This window comes from Curtobacterium sp. USHLN213, from assembly GCF_037144815.1.
Classification (GTDB): Bacteria; Actinomycetota; Actinomycetes; order Actinomycetales; family Microbacteriaceae; genus Curtobacterium.
Genome location: NZ_JBBCYQ010000001.1, coordinates 206,760 through 228,695, shown reverse-complemented (window position 1 = coordinate 228,695; position 21,936 = coordinate 206,760). Strand labels below are relative to the sequence as shown.

Genomic DNA, 21,936 nt, shown 5'->3' with positions numbered 1-21,936 from the left:
CGTGACCACCGTCGCGCGCGTCGTCCTCGACTCGCCGCTCCCGCAGTTGGACCGTCTGTTCGACTACCGGGTGCCGGACGGGCTCGAGGACGACTGCGTGCCGGGGGTGCGGGTCAAGGTGCCGCTCCGCACCGGTGCGCGCATGTCCGACGCCTACGTGGTCGAGATCGTCACCGAGGGTGAGTACCCGGGCGAGCTCAGTGCCATCGAGACGGTCGTCTCCCCGGTGCCGGTCCTCGCGCCGGAGATCTGGTCGCTCGCGCGCGCCGTGGCCGACCGTGCCGCGGGGGTGGCGTCCGACGTGCTCCGGCTCGCCGTGCCGACGCGCCAGGTCCGTGCCGAGAAGGCCTGGCTGGCCCGCGACACCGCGTGGTCGCCGCCGGCGGTCGAGCCGCCGCCCGTCACCGGCTACGCCGACGGCGTCCTGGAGGCGCTGGTCGCCGACCACGGTCGCGCTGCGGTCGCCGCCGTCCCCCACCCGACAGCGCTCGGTGCCGCCGACGCGCCGGTCTGGGTCCCCGGGTGGGCCGCCACGCTCGCCCAGGCGGCCGCGCACACGGTCGCCGCGGAGCAGTCGGCCGTGATCGCCGTGCCGGACTTCCGCGACGTCACCGACCTCGAGCGTGCACTCCTCGCGGTGCTGCCGCCGGAACGGGTCGTCCGGTTCGACGCCAAGCAGACGAACGGGCAGCGGGCGAAGGCCCTGCTGCAGGCGAGGACCCACGCGGTCGTCGCGATCGGCAACCGCACGGCGGTGTACGCGCCGGCGACCGAGCTCGGACTCATCGCCATGTGGGACGACGGGGACGCCTCGTTCATCGAGCCGCGTGCCCCGTACGTGCACACCCGGGACGTCGCCCTCGTCCGGGCCGCGCAGTCCGGGGCCGCGCTGCTGTTCCTGTCGCACGCCCGGAGCACCGACGTGCAACGGCTCGTCGAGCTGCACTGGCTGCAGGAGGTCACGCCGTACCGGGTGAAGACACCCAAGGTCATCCCGACCGTCCAGCAGACCGGTGCCGAGGGGTACGCGGCACAGGCCCGCATCCCGAGCTCGGCGTGGCGCGCCGCGCGCGAGGCCAGCCAGCACGGAGCAGTCCTCGTGCAGGTCGCCAGTCCGGGGTTCGGCACCGGGCTCGTCTGCGCCGAGTGCGGTGAGCGCGCGCACTGCCGGATCTGCGGCGGTCCGCTCGGCAGCCCGCACCGGGGTGCGACGCCGCAGTGCCGGTTCTGCGGCGCGCTGGCGGTCGGGTTCCGCTGCCCGACGTGCGGCAACGGCACGGTGAAGCCGGTCGGGCAGGGGGCGCAGCGCACCGCGGACGAGCTCGGCCGGGCGTTCCCGGGCACGCGCATCGTGGTGGCCGACGGCTCCCGTCCGCTCGACGAGGTCCCGGCGCGCCCCTCGGTCGTGGTCGCCACACGCGGTGCCGAGCCGAGCGTCCCGGGCGGGTACGCGTGCGTGCTCCTGCTCGACGGGGAGCGCATGCTCGCGCGCGAGGGGCTCCGCGTGCAGGAGGACGTCCTGCGCTTCTGGACGAACGCCGCCGCCAAGGGAGCCCCGGGCGCCGAGGCGTACCTCGTCGGCATCGGCGGGAAGCTCGCGACGGCCATGGCGCTGTGGCGGCTCGACGGTCCGGCGCACGACGAGCTCGCCGACCGCCGCGAGCTGCACTTCCCACCGGCCGTGCGGGTCGCGACGCTGACGGGCACGGACGAGGCGGTGACGGCCGCGGTCGAGGCGCTCGACGGTCTCACGGTCGGCGCCGTGCTCGGTCCGGTGCCGGTCGAGGACGACGCGCTCCCGGGCACCGTCCGTGCGATCGTGCGCTTCCCGTACGCGCACGGTGCCGAGGTGGCGGCGACCCTCAAGGCCGAAGTGATCCGGCGTGCGTCCACGCGGCGGGTGCTGCCCGGGGGGAACCGGCGTCGGGCGGCGCCGGCGCTCCGGGTGCGGCTCGACGACGCGGAGCCCTTCAGCGAGGTCTGACCCGGCCGGCCGCGCGCTGCTGGGCGCGGGCCGTCGCGCCGGACCTGCGCCGTGCCTCCAGGGCGCCTGCCGCGTGCCGCCTGCCGTGCGTTGCCCGCGTGCGCATGTTCCGACGTTCCGCCCGTCGATCGACGCGTGTTCTGTCGCCACATGCGCACGCACCGTCTGCGTGCGCATGTTCCGACGTTCCGCCCGTCGATCGACGTGTGTTCTGTCGACGCATGCGCACGCACCGGCCGCCCGGGCGCCCGTGTCCACGCCGTGCATGCGACATGCGCAGCCCGCGCGCGCGACCTGTGCCAGGGTGGACGACGGCGGTCACGAGCCGCCGACGACACACATCACGCACGACGAGGTGACGCGGATGACGCCGATGAGGGCGCTGTACAAGCCGGACGCTGCTCCGGGACTGATCATGACCGAGCGGCCGGTACCGGTCCCGACGGAGGACGAGGTCCTCATCCGGGTCCTCCGCACCGGGATCTGCGGGACCGACCTGCACATCCGGCGGTGGGACGACTGGGCGGCGTCGGCGGTCACGGCCCCGCTGGTCCCCGGACACGAGTTCTTCGGCGAGGTGGTCGAGGTGGGCTCCGCCGTGCGCGACGTCGCGGTGGGGGACCGGGTCTCCGGCGAGGGTCACATCGTGTGCGGCACGTGCCGGAACTGCCGGGCCGGCCGACGCCAGATGTGCATCCGCACGAAGGGCCTCGGCGTGCAGCGGGACGGCGCCTTCGCGGAGTACCTGACGCTGCCCGGCGCGAACGTGTGGGTGCACCACGCCGACGTCGACCCCGAGGTCGGCGCCCTGTTCGACCCGCTCGGCAACGCGGTCCACACGGCGCTCGCGTCCCCCGTCGTCGGCGAGGACGTGCTCGTCACCGGGTGCGGGCCGATCGGCCTCATGGCGATCGCGGTCGCTCGGCACGCCGGTGCCCGGTTCGTGGTCGGCACGGACGTCAGCGCGAACCGACTGCGGATGGCCGAGGCGATGGGCGCCGACCTCGGCGTCGACGTCGGTGCCGCCGGTGACCCGATCCGGGCAGCGCAGGAGCAGCTCGGCATGCGCGAGGGGTTCGACGTCGGCTTCGAGATGTCCGGCGCCCCGACCGCCCTCCCGGCGATGGTCGACAACATGAACCACGGCGGGCGGATCGCCATGCTCGGACTCCCGACCGGCGAGATCGCGGTCGACTGGGGCAAGGTCGTGACGCACATGCTCACGGTCAAGGGCATCTACGGCCGCGAGATGTTCGAGACGTGGCAGACCATGAGCTCGATGCTGCAGACGAGCGAGGTACTGCGCGACCGCATCGCCTCGATCGTCTCGGGGCGCTTCGCGGCGCGTGACTGGGAGGCAGCGTTCGCCGCGGCGGCGAGCGCGGACGGCGGCAAGGTCGTCATCGACTGGACGGAGATCTGATGTACGGCGCGATCAAGGACCACCTGACGGCCGAGCTGGCGGGTATCGAGGCCGCCGGGCTCACGAAGCGGGAGCGCGGCATCGCCGGTCCGCAGCGTGCGGCGATCGAGGCGGACGGTGCTCCGCTGCTGAACTTCTGCGCGAACAACTACCTCGGGCTGGCCGACTCCACCGATCTCGTCGACGCGGCGAAGGACGCCCTCGACCGGTGGGGCTACGGCATGGCGAGCGTCCGGTTCATCTGCGGCACGCAGGACCTCCACCTCGACCTCGAGCGTCGCGTGTCGGCGTTCCTCGGCACCGAGGCCACAATCCTGTACTCGTCGTGCTTCGACGCGAACGGCGGCCTGTTCGAGGTGCTCCTCGGGCCGGAGGACGCGATCATCTCGGACGAGCTGAACCACGCCTCGATCATCGACGGCGTGCGGCTGTCGAAGGCGCAGCGGTACCGGTACCGCAACCGCGACGTGCAGGACCTCGAGGCGCAGCTCGTCGCCGCCGGGGACGCCCGGTTCCGCGCGATCGTCACCGACGGCGTCTTCTCGATGGACGGCTCGATCGCCCCGCTCGCCGAGATCTGCGACCTCGCGGACCGGTACGACGCCCTCGTCATCGTCGACGACTCGCACGCCGTCGGGTTCGTCGGCGAGCACGGCCGGGGGACGCCCGAGCTGTGCGGCGTCGCGGACCGGGTCGACGTGTACACGGGCACGTTCGGCAAGGCACTCGGGGGTGCGAGCGGCGGGTACGTCGCCAGCCGCCAGGAGATCGTCGACCTGCTGCGGCAGCGGTCCCGTCCGTACCTGTTCTCGAACTCGCTCGCGCCGGTGATCGCCGCGGGGACGGTCGCAGCGCTCGACCTCATCGAGCGGTCGGACGACGCGCGAGCGGCTGCGGGCGAACGCGGCACGCTTCCGGTCGCTCATGACCGACGCCGGGTTCGAGCTGTTGCCGGGGGAGCACCCGATCGTCCCGGTGATGTTCCACGACGCGGCCCTGACCGCACGGATCGCCGACGAGATGCAGGCGCGCGGGATCTACGTGACGGCGTTCAGCTACCCGGTGGTCCCGAAGGGCCGGGCACGGATCCGGGTGCAGCTCTCGGCGGCGCACACCGAGGAGCAGGTCCGGCGGTGCGTGACGGCCTTCACCGAGGCGCGAGCGGCCGCGGGTCCGGTCGGCGACGCGGTCAGCCCGCGCTGACGGCGGTGTGGCGCTCGCGCGGGAAGACCACGCCGAGCGCCACCATCCCGACCGCGAGCACCAGGTGCAGCCAGTTGTCCGCCCAGTTCAGCGGCACGAAGTTCGCCCCGAAGTCGTGTCCGGCGGTGAACAGGCCGTACACCCACAGCACGAAGTAGACGACGCCACCGATCACGAGGTACATGCGAGACCCGGTGGCGTAGCGCGCCGCGAGCAGTCCGACGACCCCGAACAGCAGGTGCACGACGTTGTGGAGCACCGACACCTGGAACAGTCCGAGCAGCATCGCCATCGAGCCGTGCCCCGCCCCGCCGAGGTCGCCCGTCGTCAGCCCGGGGACGAACCCGGCGATCCCGACGAGCAGGAAGACGACCCCGACGACGAGTGCGATCGCCTGGATGCTCGAGCCCGCGTAGCGGTTGGTGGACGTGGTGACGTCGGACATGGTGGAACCTCCTCGTTCGGCTGCTGGCGACGGTACCCGTGGGAGACTCGGACGGTGACGACGGGGGAACGCACGAACGACCGCACGAACGACCGCCCGGGGGCCCGCACGCTCCCGCTCGCCAGCTGGCGTTACCAGGGCACGCTGCGCACGTACCAACGCGACGTCCTCGACCGGGTGCCGGTCGAACCCGGCGACCCCGTCCACGTCGTCGCGCCGCCGGGTGCCGGCAAGACCCTGCTCGGGCTGCTCCTCGCCGGACGCCACGGTGCGCGCGCCCTCGTGCTCGCGCCGACCGCGACCATCCGCTCGCAGTGGGCCCGATCGGCGTCGGCCCTGCACGGCGACGCGACGGTGTCCGAGGACCCGGACCGTCCCGGCGACCTCACCGCGCTGACCTACCAGATGCTCTCCGTCCTCGACACCGGCAGTCCGCTCACCGACCTCGCCACCGTGGACTGGCGTCGCGAACTCGTCGACGGGGGACGGGACGACGCGGCCGCGGCACGGTGGATCGACGACCTCCGCACCAGCAACCCGGCAGCGTTCCGGAAGGGCGTCCGTCGCCGTTCCCGCGCGATCCGGAAGCGGCTCGCGCGCGAGGACCCCGAGCGCCTCGCCGAGGCCCTGCACCCGAACGCCCGCGCACTCGTCGACCGGCTCGTGGCACACGGCGTCGAGACCGTCGTCCTCGACGAGTGCCACCACCTCCTCGACCACTGGGCGCTGGTGGTCGCCTACCTGCTCGGCCGCATCCGCGCGTCCGGCCGCGAACCGGTCGTCATCGGCCTGACCGCGACCCTGCCGTCCACCGACGACCGCGACGCCCACGACACCTACACCGCACTGCTCGGCGACGTCGACCACGAAGTGCCGACACCCGCCGTCGTGAAGGAGGGCAACCTCGCGCCCTACCGCGACCACGTCTGGTTCGTCGAGCCGACGCCGGACGAGCTCGCCTTCCTGCGCGACCACGAACGCCGACTCGCCGCGCTGATCCGCGGCGCGCTCGCCGAACCCGACGGGATCGACTGGCTCGAGACGACGCTGCAACCGGAGACAAGCACCGGCCCGGTCCCCGAACCGGACCCCGGCACACGGCCCGCCACCGCCGAGGAACGACTCGCCGCAGCCTTCGCCGCCGACTTCCCCGTCGCCGAGGCCGCCGCACGCACCCTCGCCGAGTTCCGCCCCGACCACCCACTGCTCGCGCTCCTGCCCGACGACGTCCGACGCGCCCCCGACGCGGAGGGGCGGATCCGGGTCCTCGCCCGCTACGCCCTCGACCGACTGCTGCCCGACCCCGACCGTGCGGAGCAGTGGCAGCGCATCAAGCGCTCGATCGTGGACTTCGGCTTCACCCTGACCGACCGCGGCGTCCGACGGAGCCGAGACCCGATCGACACCGTGCTCGCATCGTCCGCCGCGAAGGACCGCGCCGTCGTCGACCTGCTCCACCTCGAACTCTCCCAGGACGCCGCCGACCGGGTCCGGGCCGTCGTCGTGACCGACCACGCCACCCACGGCAACACCCGGGGGAGCGCCGTCCCCGCCGCGGGCGCACTCCGGACCTTCGGCACGGTCGCGACGGAGGACCACCCCGTGCCGCTGCGCCCCGTGCTCGTCACCGCACGCCACCTCCGGATCGCCACCCGGGACGCCGACATCCTGCTCCCCGCACTCGAGCAGCGCCTCGGCACGACCTGCAGCACGGAGCCGGCGCCCGACGACCCGCACGTGCTCAGCGTCGAGACCCCCGGTGCCGGATCGGCCGCCGTGCTGGCCGCCGTCTCCGCCCTGCTCACGGACGGCACCACCCGACTCGTCGTCGGTACCCGTGGCCTCCTCGGCGAGGGCTGGGACTGCCCCGCCGCGAACACCCTCATCGACCTCACCGCCGTCGCGACCTCGTCGGCGACCCAGCAGCTCCGCGGTCGCACGCTCCGCCTCGACCCGGCGTGGCCCCGCAAGGTCGCCCACAACTGGACCGTCACCGCCGTCGTCCCGGCCGACGTCCCGCTCGACGCCGCCCCGGACGTCTCCCGGATGCGCCGGAAGCACGAACAGATCTGGGGACTGCTCCGCTCGGACGCTGCGCAGGTGGTCCGCGGCACGTCGATCGCGCTCACCGACGGACAGGCCCGCCGGCTCGCCGGACTCGTCGCCAAGGACGTGCGGCAGACCGTCCGGGCCATCGACGAGACCATCGCCGCCGAACTCCCCACCCGGGCCGACAGCTGGGCCGCCTGGCGTGTCGGCGAGCCCTACGCCGACCGCGACAGCACGGCGACCGTCGTCGAGGAACCACGCACGCAGCCGTTCCGCACCGGACCGACCGCGGAGTTCGTGCTCGCCGTCGTCCTCGGCGCGGTCCTCTGGCTGCTCGCCGAGTCCGCCCGGGGCATCGTCGCCCTCTGGCGGCTCGGGTCGGTGCCCGGCGTGCTCGGGCTCCTCGTCGTCATCGGTCTCGCCGTCCTGCTCGTCTGGCCCGTCGCCCGACAGCTCGGCCTCGCCCTCCGCCAGCGGTTCAGCACCGTCGGCGCCTACCGCAGAGCCGTCCGGGTCGTCGTCGACGCACTGCACCGGGCCGGTCGGGTCCCGGCGTTCGGCGAGGGGGACGTCCGCGTCACCGCGCAGATGGCGGGGAAGGTGCCGCAGAGCTTCACGATGGAGGTGCTCGGCGCACGCCCCGAGGACCGCCGCGTCGTCACCGGCGCGCTCGCCGAGTTCTTCGGCCCGGTGCGGACCCCGCGCTTCCTGCTGCAGGTCAGCCGCACCGAGCGCGCGACCGTGCGGCGGGCGCCGTTGCTCGTCGTGGCCCTGGCCGTGGCCCGTGCGGTCACCCCGGGCGACCGGTACTTCGCCGTGCCGGCGGCCGTGGGACGTCGCCGTGCCGATGCCGAGGCGTTCGCCGCCGACTGGAGCCGCCGAGTCGGTCCGTGCCGCCTGCACGAGATCGACTCGCCGGAGTCGCTCGTGCTGCTGGTCCGTGCCCGCCGGACGTCGGGTGCCGCCACGGCCGCGCCGGTGCTCCGCGACCAGTGGTCCTGACACGATCGGAGCTGCCGTCGGACACGGAGCACGTGGGGAGCATGGGAGGATCGAACCCATGCGTCTCGTCGTCGCCGGCAGCCCCGCTGCGGCCGTCCCCACCCTCCGCCGCCTCGCGGCGTCCGAGCACGAGATCGCCGCGGTGCTCACCCGTCCGGCGACCCCACAGGGCCGGAAGCGCGTCCTCACCCCGACCCCCGTCGCCCAGGTCGCACAGGAGCTCGGCCTCCCGGTGATCGAGGCGTCCCGGGTCGACGACGAGGTCACCGCCCGCATCGCCGACCTCGGGGTCGACCTCGGCGTCATCGTCGCGTACGGCGCCCTGCTCCGACGCCCGGCGCTCGACGCCCCGCGGCTCGGCTGGGTGAACCTGCACTTCTCGGACCTGCCGCAGTACCGCGGCGCCGCCCCCGTCCAGCGCGCGGTGATGGCCGGCGACACCCGCACCGCCGCGACGGTGTTCCAGCTCGTCGAGGCGCTCGACGCCGGTCCGGTGTACGCGAGCGACCCGTTCGACATCGACCCCGAGGCGACCTCCGGCGAGGTCCTCGCCGCGATGGCCGAGACCGGCGCCGAGACCGTCGTCCGCGTCGTCGACGACATCGCCGCGGGCACCGCGGTCGCCGTGGAGCAGACCGGCGAGCCCACCCTCGCCCCGAAGCTGACCATCGACGACGGTCGCATCGACTTCGCTGCGCCGGCCGCCGTCGTGCACGCACGCCTGCGCGGCGTCACGCCCGAGCCCGGCGCGTACGCCCACCTCGGCGAGACCCGCGTCAAGCTGCTCCGCAGCACCCGACTGCCAGGAGGCGCGGCAGACCCCGCCCCGTCGCTCGCCCCCGGTGCGCTCAGCGTCCAGGGCGGTCGGCTGCTCGTCGGGACCGCCGACGACCCGCTCGTGCTCACCGAGGTGCAACCCGCCGGCAAGAAGGCGATGGACGCCGCCGCCTGGGCCCGGGGCCTCGGCTCCCTCGACGGGAAGGTCCTGGCGTGAGCGCCGCGAGCACCGGGCAGCGCCGGCACCACGGACCGCGGCAGACGAGCGCCCGCCGTGTCGCCTTCGACGTGCTGCGGGCGGTCCAGGTCGACGACGCCTACGCCAACCTCCTGCTCCCGACCCGGATACGCCGCGCCGGGCTCTCCGCGCGCGATGCCGGGTTCGCCACCGAGCTGACCTACGGGTCGATCCGGATGCTCGGCCGGTACGACGCGATCATCGCCCTCGCCTCCGGTCGTCGCATCGACAACGTCGAGTCCGACGTGCTCGACGTCCTCCGGCTCGGCGCCCACCAGCTGCTCGGGATGCGCACCCCGACGCACGCCGCCGTCGACGCCACGGTCGAGCTCGCCCGCGAGGTCGGTGCCCGCCGTGCCACCGGCTTCGTCAACGCCGTGCTGCGCAAGGTGGCCGCACGGACCGACGACGAGTGGGACGCGCTCATCACCGAGGGCCGCGGTGGGGACGCACTGCTCGCCACCCGGTGGTCGCACCCCACGTGGGTGGTGTCCGCGCTGCGGGACGCCCTCGCTGCCGAACGCTCGCGGGACGAGCTCGCCGCGCTCCTGGCGGCCGACAACGCCGCACCCCGGGTGCAGCTCGCCGCGCTGCCCGGGCTGGCCACCGACGAGGACGTCGCCGCTGCCCGGGCCCACGCCGCGACCGCGACCGAACACGAGACGGACGCCGACGACGAGACGCAGGTCGCGCCTCCCGAGCCGCTCACGGACCCCGAGGCGGACCTGCCGGTCTCGCCCGTCGGCATCCGCGGGATCTCCGGCGACCCCGCCCGCGTGCCGGGCGTCACCGCCGGACGGCTCCGCGTGCAGGACGAGGGCTCCCAGCTCGCGGCACTGGCGCTCAGCCGGTCGTCGGCGATCCGGCCGGGGGAGCGGTGGCTCGACCTCTGCGCCGGGCCCGGTGGCAAGGCGGCGCTCCTCGCGGCCGAGGCCGCACAGGGCGGGGCGACCCTCGTGGCCAACGAACTCGTGCCGGCGCGTGCCGGACTCGTGCGGAAGGCCCTCGCGGGCTCCGGCGACGGCGTGACCGTGGTCGATGGCGACGGTCGGCGCTTCGGTCGCGACGGCGCCGGGGTGACGTTCGACCGGATCCTGCTCGACGCGCCGTGCACCGGACTCGGAGCGCTCCGGCGTCGTCCGGAGGCCCGGTGGCGCAAGCAGCCCGAGGACGTCCCCGAGCTCGCCGCGCTGCAGGCCGAACTGCTCGACGCCGCCGTGCGGGTGCTCGCACCGGGCGGGACCCTCGCGTACGTGACGTGCTCGCCGCACCTGGCGGAGACCCGCGGCCAGGTCGACGCCCTGATGGCGCGGCACGGTGGCGAGCTCGAGCAGCTCGACACCGCGTCCGTCGTGCGGTCCGTGGCCGCGCGGGACCCTCGGGTGGCCGACGGGGACGCGGTGCAGCTCTGGCCGCACCGGATCGGGACGGACGCGATGTTCATCGCGCTGTTCCGGCGCGTCGCTTAGCACGAGAGCCCAGCAGCAGGCCGCCGGCTCAGCGTGACCGGCGGTACGCGCTCCCGTCGCAGGTGTGCACGGCGTCCTCGTCGAACAGCGCCCGCAGGTTGTACGCGGCGCAGTCGCGGAAGGTCGCGATGCTGATCCACCGCGCCGAGCGGCGGAGCTCGCCCTTCGCGGGGCCGTCCGAGCCGATGCCGGCCCGGTGCACCGTCCAGGCGATGTCCCGCGCCTCGGCGTCGAGGTAGCGCATCACCGCCTCGTTGTCGGCGTGCTGACCGCGGTACGCGCGGGCGAGCGTCGCCCGCACGAGCCGCAGCACCGGTGCGAGCCGCCGGCCGGGAAGCGCGCTCAACCCGCCCGCCTGGTAGAGCAGGCGGGCGGCACCGCTCCGACGCATCGCCGGTACGAGCGCCCGGACGAAGGGCGTGTTGACCAGACGGTCACGCTGCGCGTCGACGTCCCCGAGCATCACGACGACGGCGGTCACACCGTCCAGCAGTGCGTCGAGGTCGAGGTCGTCGGGGACGGAGCCCGGTACGACCTCGAGGTCGTCGTGCTGGATCGTGAGCTTGGCCGGCGTGCGGGCGACGGCGCGCACCCGGTGTCCGGCGTCGAGGGCGAACTGTGTGAAGTGCTGGCCGGTCTGGCCCGTCGCGCCGAAGACGAGCAGGTGCTGTTGCGATGTCATGGTCCCAATCTAGGCACTGACTAGAAAATAGGCAATGCCTAGTCACGCGGTAAGGTGGAGCCATGCCGGATCGTCCCTTCCACCACGGGAACCTCCGCGCCGTCCTGCTCGACGAGGCCGTGACGGTCCTGCGCGAGGACGGTGTCGACGGGCTGTCCCTGCGTGACCTCGCGCGCCGTGCCGGTGTGAGCCACGGAGCGCCACGGAGCCACTTCGTCGATCGCCAGGCGCTCCTCGACGCCGTGGCCGAGCTCGGCTTCGACCGGCTGGCCACCGCGGTGCGCCGAGCGCTGGCCGGGGCCGGTGACCTGGACGACCGCTTCCGCCGGGTCGCCCTCGCGTACGTCGACTTCGCGATCGACGACGCCGCGCTGATGGACCTGATGTTCCAGGCGAAGACGACCACCCGGGCCGAGGCGGTGCAGGCCGCCGCCTCGTCGCTGTTCGCCGTGCTCGACGGCGCGATGGGGAGCGCGCTGGCGGACGGCGGCGACGGCGACGCCCGGCACCTGTTCAAGCTCCTGTTCGCCGCCACCATGCAGGGGATCGCAGCGCTCGTGGTCTCGCGTCGGATCGACCGCGCCGAGGGGGAGCGGCTGGTGGACGCCGCGCTGGAGACGATGCTCCGCTCGGACCTCGGCTCCCGCGCGGTCGGCGCGAGCTGAGGCCGGTGCGGAGCGGGCTGACGGACGCACCCCGGTAGGCTCGACGGGTGACGATCCGCATCTCGCCGAGCATCCTGTCCGCCGACTTCGCGAACCTCGAACGCGAGCTCCACCGCATCGAGACCGCCGACCTGGTGCACGTCGACGTGATGGACAACCACTTCGTGCCGAACCTCACGCTGGGCCTGCCGATCGTGCAGCGCCTGCAGGAGGTCTCCCCGGTGCCGCTCGACGTCCACCTCATGATCACGAACGCCGACACCGAGGCGCCGAAGTACGCCGAGACGGGTGCGTCGAGCGTGACCTTCCACTTCGAGGCCGCCGACGACCCGGTGGCGACCGCCGCGGCGATCCGCTCGAACGGCGCCCGGGCAGCCGTCGCGGTGAAGCCCGGCACCCCGATCACCCAGGTGCTCCACCACCTCGACGCCTACGACATGATCCTGCTCATGACGGTCGAGCCCGGGTTCGGCGGCCAGGCGTTCATGCACTCGGTGATGCCGAAGCTCGCCGACGCCCGTGCGGCGGTCGACGCCTCGGGGCTCGACGTCTGGCTCGAGGTCGACGGCGGGATCGCGGTCGACACGGTGCCCGAGGCGGTCCGCAGCGGTGCCGACACCCTCGTGGCGGGCTCCGCGGTCTACGGCGGCGAGCCGGCCGCGCGCATCGCGGACCTGCGCGAGGCGGCCGCGGCAGCACGCTCGTGACCGGACCGGCGCCCGAGGTGACGGGCGTGACGGACACGAGCCGCGCCTCCCGTCCGGACGGTACGTCGGCCGTGTCGGCGGGGGACGGTAGCCTGGTGCGCGTGAAGACGTTCGACGACCTGTTCCAGGAGCTCACCGAGAAGGCGCGCACGCGCCCCGAGGGCTCCGGCACCGTCGCCGAACTGGACGCCGGCGTGCACCAGATCGGCAAGAAGATCGTGGAAGAAGCGGCCGAGGTCTGGATGGCGGCCGAGTACGAGGGCGACGAGCGCACCTCGGAGGAGATCTCGCAGCTCGTGTACCACCTGCAGGTGCTCATGGTGGCGAAGGGGCTCACCCCGGCGGACGTCTGGCGACATCTCTGATCCGCTGATCAGCCGCCGACCCTCCACCAGAAAGCAGACCCCCTGATGCTCCGCATCGCCGTGCCCAACAAGGGCTCCCTGTCCGAGACCGCGTCCGACATGCTGCGCGAGGCCGGGTACGCCGGCCGCCGCGACCCGAAGGCCCTCCACCTGCTCGACGAGCGCAACGGCGTCGAGTTCTTCTTCCTCCGCCCGCGCGACATCGCCACGTACGTGGGTTCCGGCGCGCTCGACGTCGGCATCACCGGCCGTGACCTGCTGCTCGACTCCGGCTCCGCTGCGCACGAGGTCGACGCGCTCGGGTTCGCCGACTCGACGTTCCGGTTCGCCGGTACGCCCGGCCGGTTCAGCACGCTGCAGGACCTCGACGGTGTGCGGGTGGCGACGAGCTACCCCGGACTCGTGGGGGAGTTCCTCGCGAAGCACGGCGTCACCGCGACGCTCGTCAAGCTCGACGGCGCGGTCGAGAGCGCCGTGCGCCTCGGTGTCGCCGACGCCGTGGCCGACGTGGTCTCGACGGGCAGCACGCTCCGGGCCGCCGGGCTCGAGATCTTCGGGCCGGTCATCCTCGAGTCGACCGCGCTCCTCATCTCCACCGACGAGACGATCCCCGGCATCGACGTCCTGCGGCGCCGACTGCAGGGCGTGCTCGTCGCGCGCGGCTACGTGATGCTCGACTACGACATCCCCACCGGGCTCCTCGAGCAGGCGACCGCCGTCGCGTCGGGCATCGAGTCGCCGACGGTCTCGCCGCTGCACGGTCGCGACTGGTCGGCCGTCCGCGTGATGATCCCGCGCGACGACGCGAACCTCATCATGGACGCGCTGTACGACCTCGGCGCGCGCGCCATCCTCGTCAGCCCGATCCACGCCGCACGACTGTGACCGGGGTCTCCGTCCGGGTCGTCCCCTGCCTGGACGTCAAGGGCGGCCGGGTCGTCAAGGGCGTCAACTTCCTGGACCTGCAGGACGCCGGTGACCCGGTCGAGCTCGCCGCGCGCTACTACGAGCAGGGCGCGGACGAGCTGACCTTCCTCGACGTGGGTGCCACGGTCGAGAACCGCGCGACGATGTACGACACGGTGACGCGCACGGCCGAGCAGGTGTTCATCCCGCTCACCGTCGGTGGCGGCGTCCGGAGCGTCGACGACGTGTCGCGGCTGCAGCAGTGCGGCGCGGACAAGATCGGCGTGAACAGTGCGGCGATCGCGCGGCCGGACCTCGTCGGCGAGATCGCGGACCGGTTCGGCGCGCAGGCCGTCGTGCTCTCCCTGGACATCAAGCGGTCCGACCGGATGCCGTCGGGCTTCGTCGTGACGACCCACGGCGGTCGGACCGAGTCCGACCTCGACGCGCTCGCCTGGGCGCGCGAGGCCGTCGAGCGCGGCGCGGGGGAGCTCCTCGTCAACTCGATCGACGCGGACGGCACGAAGAACGGATTCGACGTCGAGCTCGTGGCAGCGGTGCGCGCGGTCGCGTCGGTCCCGGTCATCGCTTCGGGAGGCGCGGGTCGGCTCGAGCACTTCGCCCCCGCGATCGAGGCGGGCGCGGATGCCGTCCTCGCCGCCAGCGTGTTCCACCGCGGCGAGATGACCATCGGTGACGTGAAGGCCGCGCTGCGCGCGACCGGGCACGCCGTCCGCTGACCCGCCGCCGTAGGCTAGGAGTCTCATGACCGACAGCACCAGCACCAGCACGGACGCGGTCCTCGACCGCGCGCGGTTCGGTGCGGACGGGCTGCTCCCCGCCATCGTGCAAGAGGAGTCGTCGAAGGACGTCCTCATGCTCGGCTACATGGACCGAGAAGCCCTGCGCCGCACCCTGACCGAGGGACGGGTGACCTTCTGGTCGCGGTCCCGGAACGAGTACTGGCGCAAGGGCGACACCTCGGGGCACGCGCAGTACGTGCGCGGGGCGGCGTTCGACTGCGACGCGGACACGCTCCTCGTGACCGTCGAACAGGTCGGCGCCGCGTGCCACACCGGTGCGCACCGCTGCTTCGACGTCGACCCCCTCGAGCCCGTGTTGGCGTCCGCGCCCGACGGCGCGGCGTCCGCTCACGCCGGTGCGCCGTCCGCTCTCGCCGGTGCGCCGTCCGCTCTCGCCGGTGCGCCGTCCGCTTTCGCCGGCGGGGCCGTGGAGGAGACCCGATGAGCACCGCGACGCTCTCCGACACGCCGCACACGACCTCCCGTCCGGAGTTCGACGCCCTGCTCGACGCCCACCGCGTCGTCCCCGTCGTGCGCGCGCTCTACGCCGACAGTGAGACGCCGGTCGGTGTCTACCGGAAGCTCGCCGACGGCCGGCCCGGTACCTTCCTGCTCGAGTCCGCCGGGCAGGGCGGCCTCTGGTCGCGCTGGTCCTTCGTCGGGGTGCGCAGCTTCGGCGTCCTCACCCAGGACGGCGACCGTGCCGCGTGGATCGACACCGGCATCCCGGCGTCCCGCGCCGTGGACTCGCTCGACGGCGAGCCGCTCGAGGTCCTGGCGCGGCTGCACGAGCGCTGGGCGACCCCGCGGATCCCCGGCACCCCGCCGCTCGTCGGTGGCACCGTCGGGTTCATCGGCTGGGAGGCCGTCCGTCAGCTCGAGCACCTGCCGAACGTGCCGCCGGCCGACTTCGACGTGCCGGGGCAGGCCCTCGCGTTCGTGTCCGAGCTCGCCGCGCTCGACCACCGCACCGGGCTCGTCCTGCTCGTCGCCAGCGTGCTGAACGACGGTGTCGACGACGCCGAGGCGCTGTGGGCGGACGCCCAGGCGCGACTCGACCGGATGCAGGCCGACCTCGTGCAGCCCTCCGCCGCGACCGTCGCCGAGGCGTTCGACATCGCCGAGCCGACCCCGACCCACCGGTCCACCCCCGCGGACTACATGGCGGCCGTCGAGCGGTCGAAGGACTTCATCCGCGACGGGGACGTCTTCCAGGTCGTCATCTCGCAGCGGTTCGACCACGAGGTCACCGCGGATCCCCTCGACGTCTACCGCGTGCTGCGGACGCTCAACCCGAGCCCGTACATGTACTTCCTCTCGCTGGCGGACACCGCGGACGAGCGCTTTTGGATCGTCGGTGCCTCGCCCGAGGCCCTGGTCAAGGTGCAGGACGGCCGAGCGATCACCCACCCGATCGCCGGGTCGCGTCCGCGCGGCGCCACACCCGAGGCGGACGTCCGTCTCGGCGAGGACCTGCTCGAGGACCCGAAGGAGCGCGCCGAGCACCTCATGCTCGTCGACCTGGCGCGCAACGACCTGCAGAAGGTCTGCGAGCCGGGCACGGTCGCCGTGACCGAGTTCATGACGGTCGAGCGGTTCAGCCACATCATGCACCTGGTGTCGAGCGTCGAGGGCGCCGTGCGGCCCGGGGCCTCGGCGATCGACGTGTTCCGTGCGACCTTCCCGGCCGGCACCCTCTCCGGGGCGCCGAAGCCGCGGGCGCTCGAGATCATCGACGAGCTCGAACCCGCGAAGCGCGGTGCCTACGCGGGCGTGGTCGGGTACTTCGACTTCGCCGGCGACGCCGATCTCGCGATCGCGATCCGCAGCGCCCTCATCAAGGACGGTGTGGCACGCGTGCAGGCCGGGGCAGGGCTCGTGGCCGACTCCGACCCCGAGACCGAGCACATCGAGGCCGTGAACAAGGCCGCGGCACCGCTGCGTGCCATCGCGACCGCCAACCGGATGCGCGGGGTGCACTCGTGACGGCCCGCCGCTCCCGGCCGCTCGTCGTCGTCGCCGGCCTCGCCGTCGCGGGCATCATCATGCTCTCGTGGACGCAGACCTGGTTCACGGTCCACCTCCACGCGGGCGCTGCCGTCGCCGCGAAGGTGGACGCCGACGGTGCGGCCGCGGTCCCGCAGTACACCGCCCTGGCGATCGCGAGCCTCGCGCTCTTCCTGGCGATGACCATCGCCGGTCGGGTCGTCCGGATCGTGCTCGCCGCCGTCGAGATCCTGCTCGGCGTCGGCGTGGTGGTGTCCGGCATCACCGCCCTGGCCGACCCGGTCGCCGCAGCGAAGGGCGCCGTGGGCGAGGTCGCGGGCGTCGCGGACCTGTCCGCCGTCCGCCGGGCCGTGTCGAGCGTGGACGTGTCGGCGTGGCCGGTCGTCGGCATCGTCGGCGGCGTGCTCGCAGTGGCCCTCGGGGTCGTCGTGCTCGTCGTGCAGCGGTCCTGGCCGGGGCCGAGCCGGAAGTACGGCGCGGCCACCGCGGGTGCGGCGGCGGATGCCCGTGCGGTGGCGCCGGTCGAGCGTGACGCCGTCGTCGACTGGGACGACCTGAGCGCCGGCGTCGACCCGACCTCGGACGCGGTCGCAGGCCCCGACAGCGCAGCCGCGGGCCCCGACAGCGCAGCCGCGGGCCCCGACGACGCGAGCGCGGACGCTGCCGGAGCGGCCCCGGACGACACGGTAGGATCGAACGGACGCCGGTCGAACGACGGCGTCGAAGCAGAACGAGGAGCACCGTGAGCAACACTGAGCCCGCAGAACTCGGCGAAGGCCACTCGCCGGCAGCCTGGACCGCCGTCGTGATCATGCTGATCGGATTCGCGGCCGGCACGCTGTTCTTCTGGTTCGACCAGCCGTGGGGCGTCTGGGCCTCCGCCGGCGTGGTGCTCATCGGCCTCATCGTCGGTGGCGTCATGAAGAAGGCGGGCTACGGCGTCGACGGCCCGAAGTTCGTCCCCAAGCACCACTCCGAGTAGGTCCGGCATGCCGAACGTGCTCGAGACCCTCGTCGCGGGCGCGCTCGGGGACGCCGCGGCCCGTCGCGTCGACCGTCCCTACGCGGACGTCGAACGCGACCTGGACCGCGTCGCGTCCCCGCTCGACGCCCTCACGTTCCTGGCCCCCGGCGACCGGGTGAAGATCCTCGCCGAGGTCAAGCGTGCCAGCCCGTCCCGCGGGTCCATGGCCCCGATCGAGGACCCCGCGTCCCTCGCCGCCGACTACGAGCGCGGCGGTGCCTCGACGATCAGCGTCCTGACCGAGGGGCGCAAGTTCCTCGGCAGCCTCGCCGACCTCGAAGCGGTCAAGGCGCGGGTGGGCGTCCCCGTCCTCCGCAAGGACTTCATCGCCGACCCGTACCAGGTGATCGAGGCCCGGGCGTCCGGTGCCGACGTCGTCCTGCTCATCGTGGCGGCGCTCGAGCAGCAGCAGCTGGTCGAGCTCCACACCCTGGCGGAAGAACTCGGCATGCGCGTCCTGGTCGAGGCGCACTCGGCGGACGAGGTCTCGCGCGGCCTCGACGCCGGCGCCCGGATCCTCGGGGTGAACGCCCGCGACCTGACCGACTTCTCGCTCGACCGCGACCTGTTCGGATCGCTCGCCGACCGCATCCCCGACGGGGTCGTGCGCGTCGCCGAGTCCGCGGTCGCCGGTCCGGCCGACGTCGCGCACTACCGTGCCGCCGGCGCCGACGTCGTCCTGGTGGGAGAGGCGCTCGTGACGGGCGACGACCCCGCTGCCACACTCGCGTCGTTCATCGCGGCCGCCGACCGCGACTGACCGACGACAGCATCCATCCCAGCCCGGTTCGCCGGGCGTGTCCCGGGAGACCCATCGTGACCTCACTCCGCGACCTGCACGGACCGTACTTCGGCGACTTCGGCGGGCGGTTCGTCCCCGAGTCGCTCGTCCTCGCGCTCGACGAACTCGAAGCGGCGTTCCGCGAGGCCTGGGCGGACCCGGCCTTCCGCGACGAGCTCGACACGCTCCAGCGCGACTACACCGGGCGACCCTCGATCATCACCGAGGTGCCCCGGTTCGCCAAGCACGCCGGCGGTGCCCGGATCATCCTCAAGCGCGAGGACCTCAACCACACCGGCTCGCACAAGATCAACAACGTGCTCGGTCAGGCCCTCGTGGCGAAGCGCCTCGGCAAGACGCGCCTCATCGCCGAGACCGGCGCCGGCCAGCACGGCGTCGCGACGGCCACCGCGGCGGCGCTGTTCGGCATGGACTGCGTCGTCTACATGGGCGCCGTCGACACCGAGCGCCAGGCGTTGAACGTCGCCCGGATGCGCCTGCTCGGGGCCGAGGTGATCCCGGTCGAGACCGGCTCCCGCACGTTGAAGGACGCCATCAACGACGCCCTGCGCGACTGGGTCGCCAACGTCGACTCCACGCACTACCTGCTCGGCACCGTCGCCGGCCCGCACCCGTTCCCCGAGATGGTGCGCGAGTTCCACAAGGTCATCGGCGAAGAGGCCCGCCAACAGGTCCTCGACCGGGTCGGACGCCTGCCCGACGCGGTCGCCGCGTGCGTCGGCGGCGGCTCGAACGCCATGGGCATCTTCGAGGCGTTCCTCGACGACGAATCCGTCGCGCTGCACGGCTTCGAGGCCGGTGGCGACGGCGTCGAGACCGGTCGGCACGCCGCGAGCATCACGCTCGGTCGCGAGGGCGTCCTCCAGGGCACGAAGTCCTACCTCATGCAGGACGAGGACGGCCAGACGATCGAGAGCCACAGCATCTCCGCCGGGCTCGACTACCCGAGCGTCGGGCCGGAGCACGCCTACCTCGCCTCGATCGGGCGTGCGAAGTACGAGCCGATCACCGACGACGAGGCGATGGAGGCCTTCCGCCTGCTGAGCCGCACCGAGGGCATCCTGCCGGCGATCGAGTCGTCGCACGCCCTCGCCGGGGCGATCAAGCTCGGCACGGAGCTCGGTCCAGAGGGCGTCATCCTCGTCAACCTGTCCGGCCGGGGTGACAAGGACGTCGCGTCCGCCAGTCGCTACTTCGGCATCCTCGACGAGAACGCGGTGCAGCTGTGACCACGAACCAGACGGTCGCGACGACGATCGACACCGCCAACGCCGAGCGCGCGGGCGCCGTCGTCGGCTACCTGCCCGCCGGCTACCCCGACGTGCAGACGAGCGTCGACGCCGCCGTGGCCCTGGCCGAGAACGGCGTCGACGTCATCGAGCTCGGCCTGCCGTACTCCGACCCGGTGATGGACGGCCCGGTCATCCAGCGGGCGGCAGAGGAGAGCCTGGCGAACGGCTTCCGCGTCGCGCAGGTCTTCGACGCCGTGCACCAGATCACCGAGCGGGCGAACGTGCCCGTGCTCGTGATGACCTACTGGAACCCGGTGCTCCGGTACGGCGTCGAGCGGTTCGCCGACGACCTCGTCGCCGCGGGTGCCGCCGGGCTCATCACGCCGGACCTCATCCCCGACGAGGGCGCCGAGTGGATCCGCGAGTCGGAGCGCACCGGCCTGGACCGGGTGTTCCTCGCGGCCCCGTCCTCGTCGGACACGCGCATGCAGCAGGCGGTCCGGTCGAGTCGCGGGTTCGTCTACGCCGTCTCCACGATGGGCGTCACCGGCGCGCGCGAGGGCGTCGACGTCGCAGCCCGCACCGTCGTGTCGCGGCTCCGTGACGCCGGGGTCGAGCGCACGTGCGTCGGTCTCGGCATCTCGACGGCGGAGCAGGTCGGCGAGGTCCTCGAGTACGCCGACGGCGCCATCATCGGCTCCGCCTTCGTCCGGGCCCTCGCGGACCTCGGCGTGCAGGGCGTGGCCGACCGGGCAGCCGACCTCACCTCGGGCGCGCAGCGCCGCTGACGTCCAGGAGGCGCGGTGCCGGCGACTCCGTCGGCCCACCTGCACCGCGGTGCGGGTGAGCGACGCGTCCGCCCCGCACCGCGCCTCCCGTCGGTCACAGTTTCCACAGGACCGGGCCCTCGGTTCCTGCCGCACGCACCTCCCGCGCTACAGTGAGCGGGGCCGACGGCACGTCGGCACCGCGCCCAGCCAGCACCGAAAGGCGACAGCACCTCCATGCCCCTCCTGAGCATCCCGAGCCCGAGCACCGCGTGGCAGTACTTCGACCTGACCGCCTGGCTGCGCGACGCGTTCGGTTGGTCGCTGCCGCTCGACTTCCGCATCCACGCCTACGCGATCTGCATCCTGCTCGGGATCGTCGCCGCCGTCATCCTCGCGAACCGCCGGCTCAACGCGCGCGGCGTCGAGCGCTGGATCATCATCGACATCGCGATCTGGGCCGTCCCCGCCGGGATCATCGGCGGTCGCCTGTTCCACGTGTTCACCCACGTCAGCGACTACTTCGGTCCCGGGCGCGACCCGCTGTCCTTCCTCTACATCTGGGAGGGCGGCCTCGCCATCTTCGGCGCGCTCATCCTCGGTTCGGTCGGCGCCTACATCGGCTGCCGCCAGGTCGGCCTGCGGTTCACCGCGTTCATCGACGCCGTCGTCCCGGGCGTGCTGCTCGCCCAGGCGTTCGGTCGCCTCGGCAACTACTTCAACCACGAGCTCTTCGGCATGCCGACCAGCCTGCCGTGGGGCCTGCAGATCGAGTCGTCGAACGCGGCGTTCCCGAAGGGTCTGCCCGAGGGCACGCTGTTCCACCCGACGTTCCTCTACGAGATCATCTGGAACGTCGTCGGCGTCGTCGTGATCCTGCTGCTCGACAAGAAGTTCCGCCTGCAGTGGGGCAAGGTCCTGTCGCTCTACCTGATCTGGTACGGCATCGGTCGCTCGGTCCTCGAGTCCATCCGCGTCGACACGAGCGAGACGTTCTTCGGCATCCGGACGAACGTGTGGATGTCCTTCGCGGCGATCCTGCTGGGCATCATCATCTTCCTCGTCCAGTCCAAGCGGCACCTCGGCAAGGAGCCGAGTCCGTACCTGCCCGGTCGCGAGCCCCGCTCGAAGTCCGGGGTAGACTCGGACGACACCTGGTCAGAGTCCGACGACGACGCTCCGGCGGCCGTCAGCGACTCCGATCCGGTCACCAGCAGCACCGCTGGCCGCGCGTAGGAAGCACCCCTCCTGCGTGACCGATCCCGATCGGTCACGAGTGTCAGCAGCACCTCCCGGACCCACCACAAGCGGGTCCGACACCTCGCACGCCGCCAGGGCAACTCACTGACGGCGGGCACGGGCACCAGTCCCGCCCATCTGGGCGGA

19 protein-coding genes and 2 pseudogenes are annotated in these 21,936 nt (G+C 73.1%); 19 read left to right on the top strand and 2 right to left on the bottom strand.

Going from position 1 to position 21,936, the window contains the following annotated elements:
• Position 1 precedes the first annotated feature (1 nt).
• From WFH25_RS01025 to WFH25_RS01015, 3 genes and pseudogenes are all read left to right on the top strand, one after another.
• Positions 2-1,984 carry a primosomal protein N' gene (locus tag WFH25_RS01025; protein ID WP_336696536.1) on the top strand — a complete coding sequence of 661 codons (1,983 nt, stop codon included), beginning with the start codon at positions 2-4 and terminating at the stop codon, positions 1,982-1,984.
• Between the two features lie 373 nt (positions 1,985-2,357).
• Complete coding sequence (gene tdh, locus WFH25_RS01020) at positions 2,358-3,407, top strand: L-threonine 3-dehydrogenase (RefSeq protein ID WP_070419059.1); 1,050 nt, start codon at positions 2,358-2,360, stop codon at positions 3,405-3,407.
• A pseudogene (locus tag WFH25_RS01015) lies at positions 3,407-4,610 on the top strand (glycine C-acetyltransferase). The gene tdh and the pseudogene WFH25_RS01015 overlap by 1 nt, the downstream one beginning before the upstream one ends.
• Here WFH25_RS01015 and WFH25_RS01010 read toward each other — a convergent pair.
• On the bottom strand, positions 4,597-5,055 hold the full coding sequence (locus WFH25_RS01010) for a DUF4383 domain-containing protein (RefSeq protein WP_336696535.1): 459 nt from the start codon (positions 5,053-5,055) through the stop codon (positions 4,597-4,599). The pseudogene WFH25_RS01015 and the gene WFH25_RS01010 sit on opposite strands and share 14 nt — an antisense overlap.
• Before the next feature lie 54 nt (positions 5,056-5,109).
• Between WFH25_RS01010 and WFH25_RS01005 the strand changes: the two genes are divergently transcribed.
• From WFH25_RS01005 to WFH25_RS00995, 3 genes are read left to right on the top strand one after another with little or no spacing between them, the layout of a single operon-like run.
• Positions 5,110-8,106, top strand: coding sequence for a hypothetical protein (locus WFH25_RS01005; RefSeq protein ID WP_336696534.1), 2,997 nt, complete (start codon positions 5,110-5,112; stop codon positions 8,104-8,106).
• 58 nt (positions 8,107-8,164) lie between these two features.
• Positions 8,165-9,100, top strand: coding sequence for a methionyl-tRNA formyltransferase (gene fmt / locus WFH25_RS01000; protein ID WP_336696533.1), 936 nt, complete (start codon positions 8,165-8,167; stop codon positions 9,098-9,100).
• Positions 9,097-10,590, top strand: coding sequence for an RsmB/NOP family class I SAM-dependent RNA methyltransferase (locus WFH25_RS00995; RefSeq protein ID WP_336696532.1), 1,494 nt, complete (start codon positions 9,097-9,099; stop codon positions 10,588-10,590). Before fmt ends, WFH25_RS00995 begins: the two co-directional genes overlap by 4 nt.
• A 28-nt stretch (positions 10,591-10,618) precedes the next feature.
• Here the strand turns inward: WFH25_RS00995 and WFH25_RS00990 are convergent, their stop codons facing one another.
• Complete coding sequence (locus WFH25_RS00990) at positions 10,619-11,272, bottom strand: NAD(P)-dependent oxidoreductase (protein WP_336696531.1); 654 nt, start codon at positions 11,270-11,272, stop codon at positions 10,619-10,621.
• Between the two features lie 62 nt (positions 11,273-11,334).
• On the opposite strand from WFH25_RS00990, the gene WFH25_RS00985 reads away from it, so the two are divergent.
• The 13 genes and pseudogenes from WFH25_RS00985 (at position 11,335) to lgt (ending at position 21,786) form a co-directional block, all read left to right on the top strand.
• Positions 11,335-11,937, top strand: coding sequence for a TetR/AcrR family transcriptional regulator (locus WFH25_RS00985; RefSeq protein ID WP_336696530.1), 603 nt, complete (start codon positions 11,335-11,337; stop codon positions 11,935-11,937).
• A 47-nt stretch (positions 11,938-11,984) separates the two neighbouring features.
• Positions 11,985-12,644 carry a ribulose-phosphate 3-epimerase gene (gene rpe, locus WFH25_RS00980; RefSeq protein WP_070416239.1) on the top strand — a complete coding sequence of 220 codons (660 nt, stop codon included), beginning with the start codon at positions 11,985-11,987 and terminating at the stop codon, positions 12,642-12,644.
• 101 nt (positions 12,645-12,745) lie between these two features.
• The gene (locus WFH25_RS00975; RefSeq protein ID WP_031259753.1) at positions 12,746-13,009 is read left to right on the top strand and encodes a phosphoribosyl-ATP diphosphatase; all 264 of its coding nucleotides are present in this window, start codon (positions 12,746-12,748) and stop codon (positions 13,007-13,009) included.
• Positions 13,010-13,054: 45 nt separating this feature from the next.
• Positions 13,055-13,894: an ATP phosphoribosyltransferase gene (hisG, locus tag WFH25_RS00970; RefSeq protein ID WP_022906699.1), complete on the top strand. Its 840-nt coding sequence runs from the start codon at positions 13,055-13,057 to the stop codon at positions 13,892-13,894.
• On the top strand, positions 13,891-14,655 hold the full coding sequence (gene hisF / locus WFH25_RS00965; RefSeq protein ID WP_336696529.1) for an imidazole glycerol phosphate synthase subunit HisF: 765 nt from the start codon (positions 13,891-13,893) through the stop codon (positions 14,653-14,655). Before hisG ends, hisF begins: the two co-directional genes overlap by 4 nt.
• A gap of 25 nt (positions 14,656-14,680) precedes the next feature.
• Positions 14,681-15,049 (top strand): annotated as a pseudogene (gene hisI / locus WFH25_RS00960) (phosphoribosyl-AMP cyclohydrolase); the annotation flags it as partial.
• Between the two features lie 110 nt (positions 15,050-15,159).
• Complete coding sequence (locus tag WFH25_RS00955; RefSeq protein ID WP_071296284.1) at positions 15,160-16,704, top strand: anthranilate synthase component I; 1,545 nt, start codon at positions 15,160-15,162, stop codon at positions 16,702-16,704.
• On the top strand, positions 16,701-17,471 hold the full coding sequence (locus WFH25_RS00950) for a Trp biosynthesis-associated membrane protein (protein ID WP_336696528.1): 771 nt from the start codon (positions 16,701-16,703) through the stop codon (positions 17,469-17,471). The genes WFH25_RS00955 and WFH25_RS00950 overlap by 4 nt, the downstream gene beginning before the upstream one ends.
• Positions 17,468-17,707 (top strand): HGxxPAAW family protein, encoded by a 240-nt coding sequence (locus tag WFH25_RS00945; protein WP_070416235.1) that lies wholly within the window; start codon positions 17,468-17,470, stop codon positions 17,705-17,707. Before WFH25_RS00950 ends, WFH25_RS00945 begins: the two co-directional genes overlap by 4 nt.
• A gap of 16 nt (positions 17,708-17,723) precedes the next feature.
• A complete protein-coding gene (gene trpC / locus WFH25_RS00940; protein WP_336696703.1) occupies positions 17,724-18,509 on the top strand; it encodes an indole-3-glycerol phosphate synthase TrpC in 786 nt (261 codons plus the stop codon).
• Positions 18,510-18,565: 56 nt separating this feature from the next.
• Complete coding sequence (gene trpB, locus WFH25_RS00935) at positions 18,566-19,780, top strand: tryptophan synthase subunit beta (protein ID WP_261646525.1); 1,215 nt, start codon at positions 18,566-18,568, stop codon at positions 19,778-19,780.
• The gene (gene trpA, locus WFH25_RS00930) at positions 19,777-20,571 is read left to right on the top strand and encodes a tryptophan synthase subunit alpha (protein ID WP_070416233.1); all 795 of its coding nucleotides are present in this window, start codon (positions 19,777-19,779) and stop codon (positions 20,569-20,571) included. Before trpB ends, trpA begins: the two co-directional genes overlap by 4 nt.
• Positions 20,572-20,787: 216 nt before the next feature.
• Positions 20,788-21,786 (top strand): prolipoprotein diacylglyceryl transferase, encoded by a 999-nt coding sequence (gene lgt, locus WFH25_RS00925; RefSeq protein ID WP_336696527.1) that lies wholly within the window; start codon positions 20,788-20,790, stop codon positions 21,784-21,786.
• Positions 21,787-21,936: the final 150 nt, after the last annotated feature.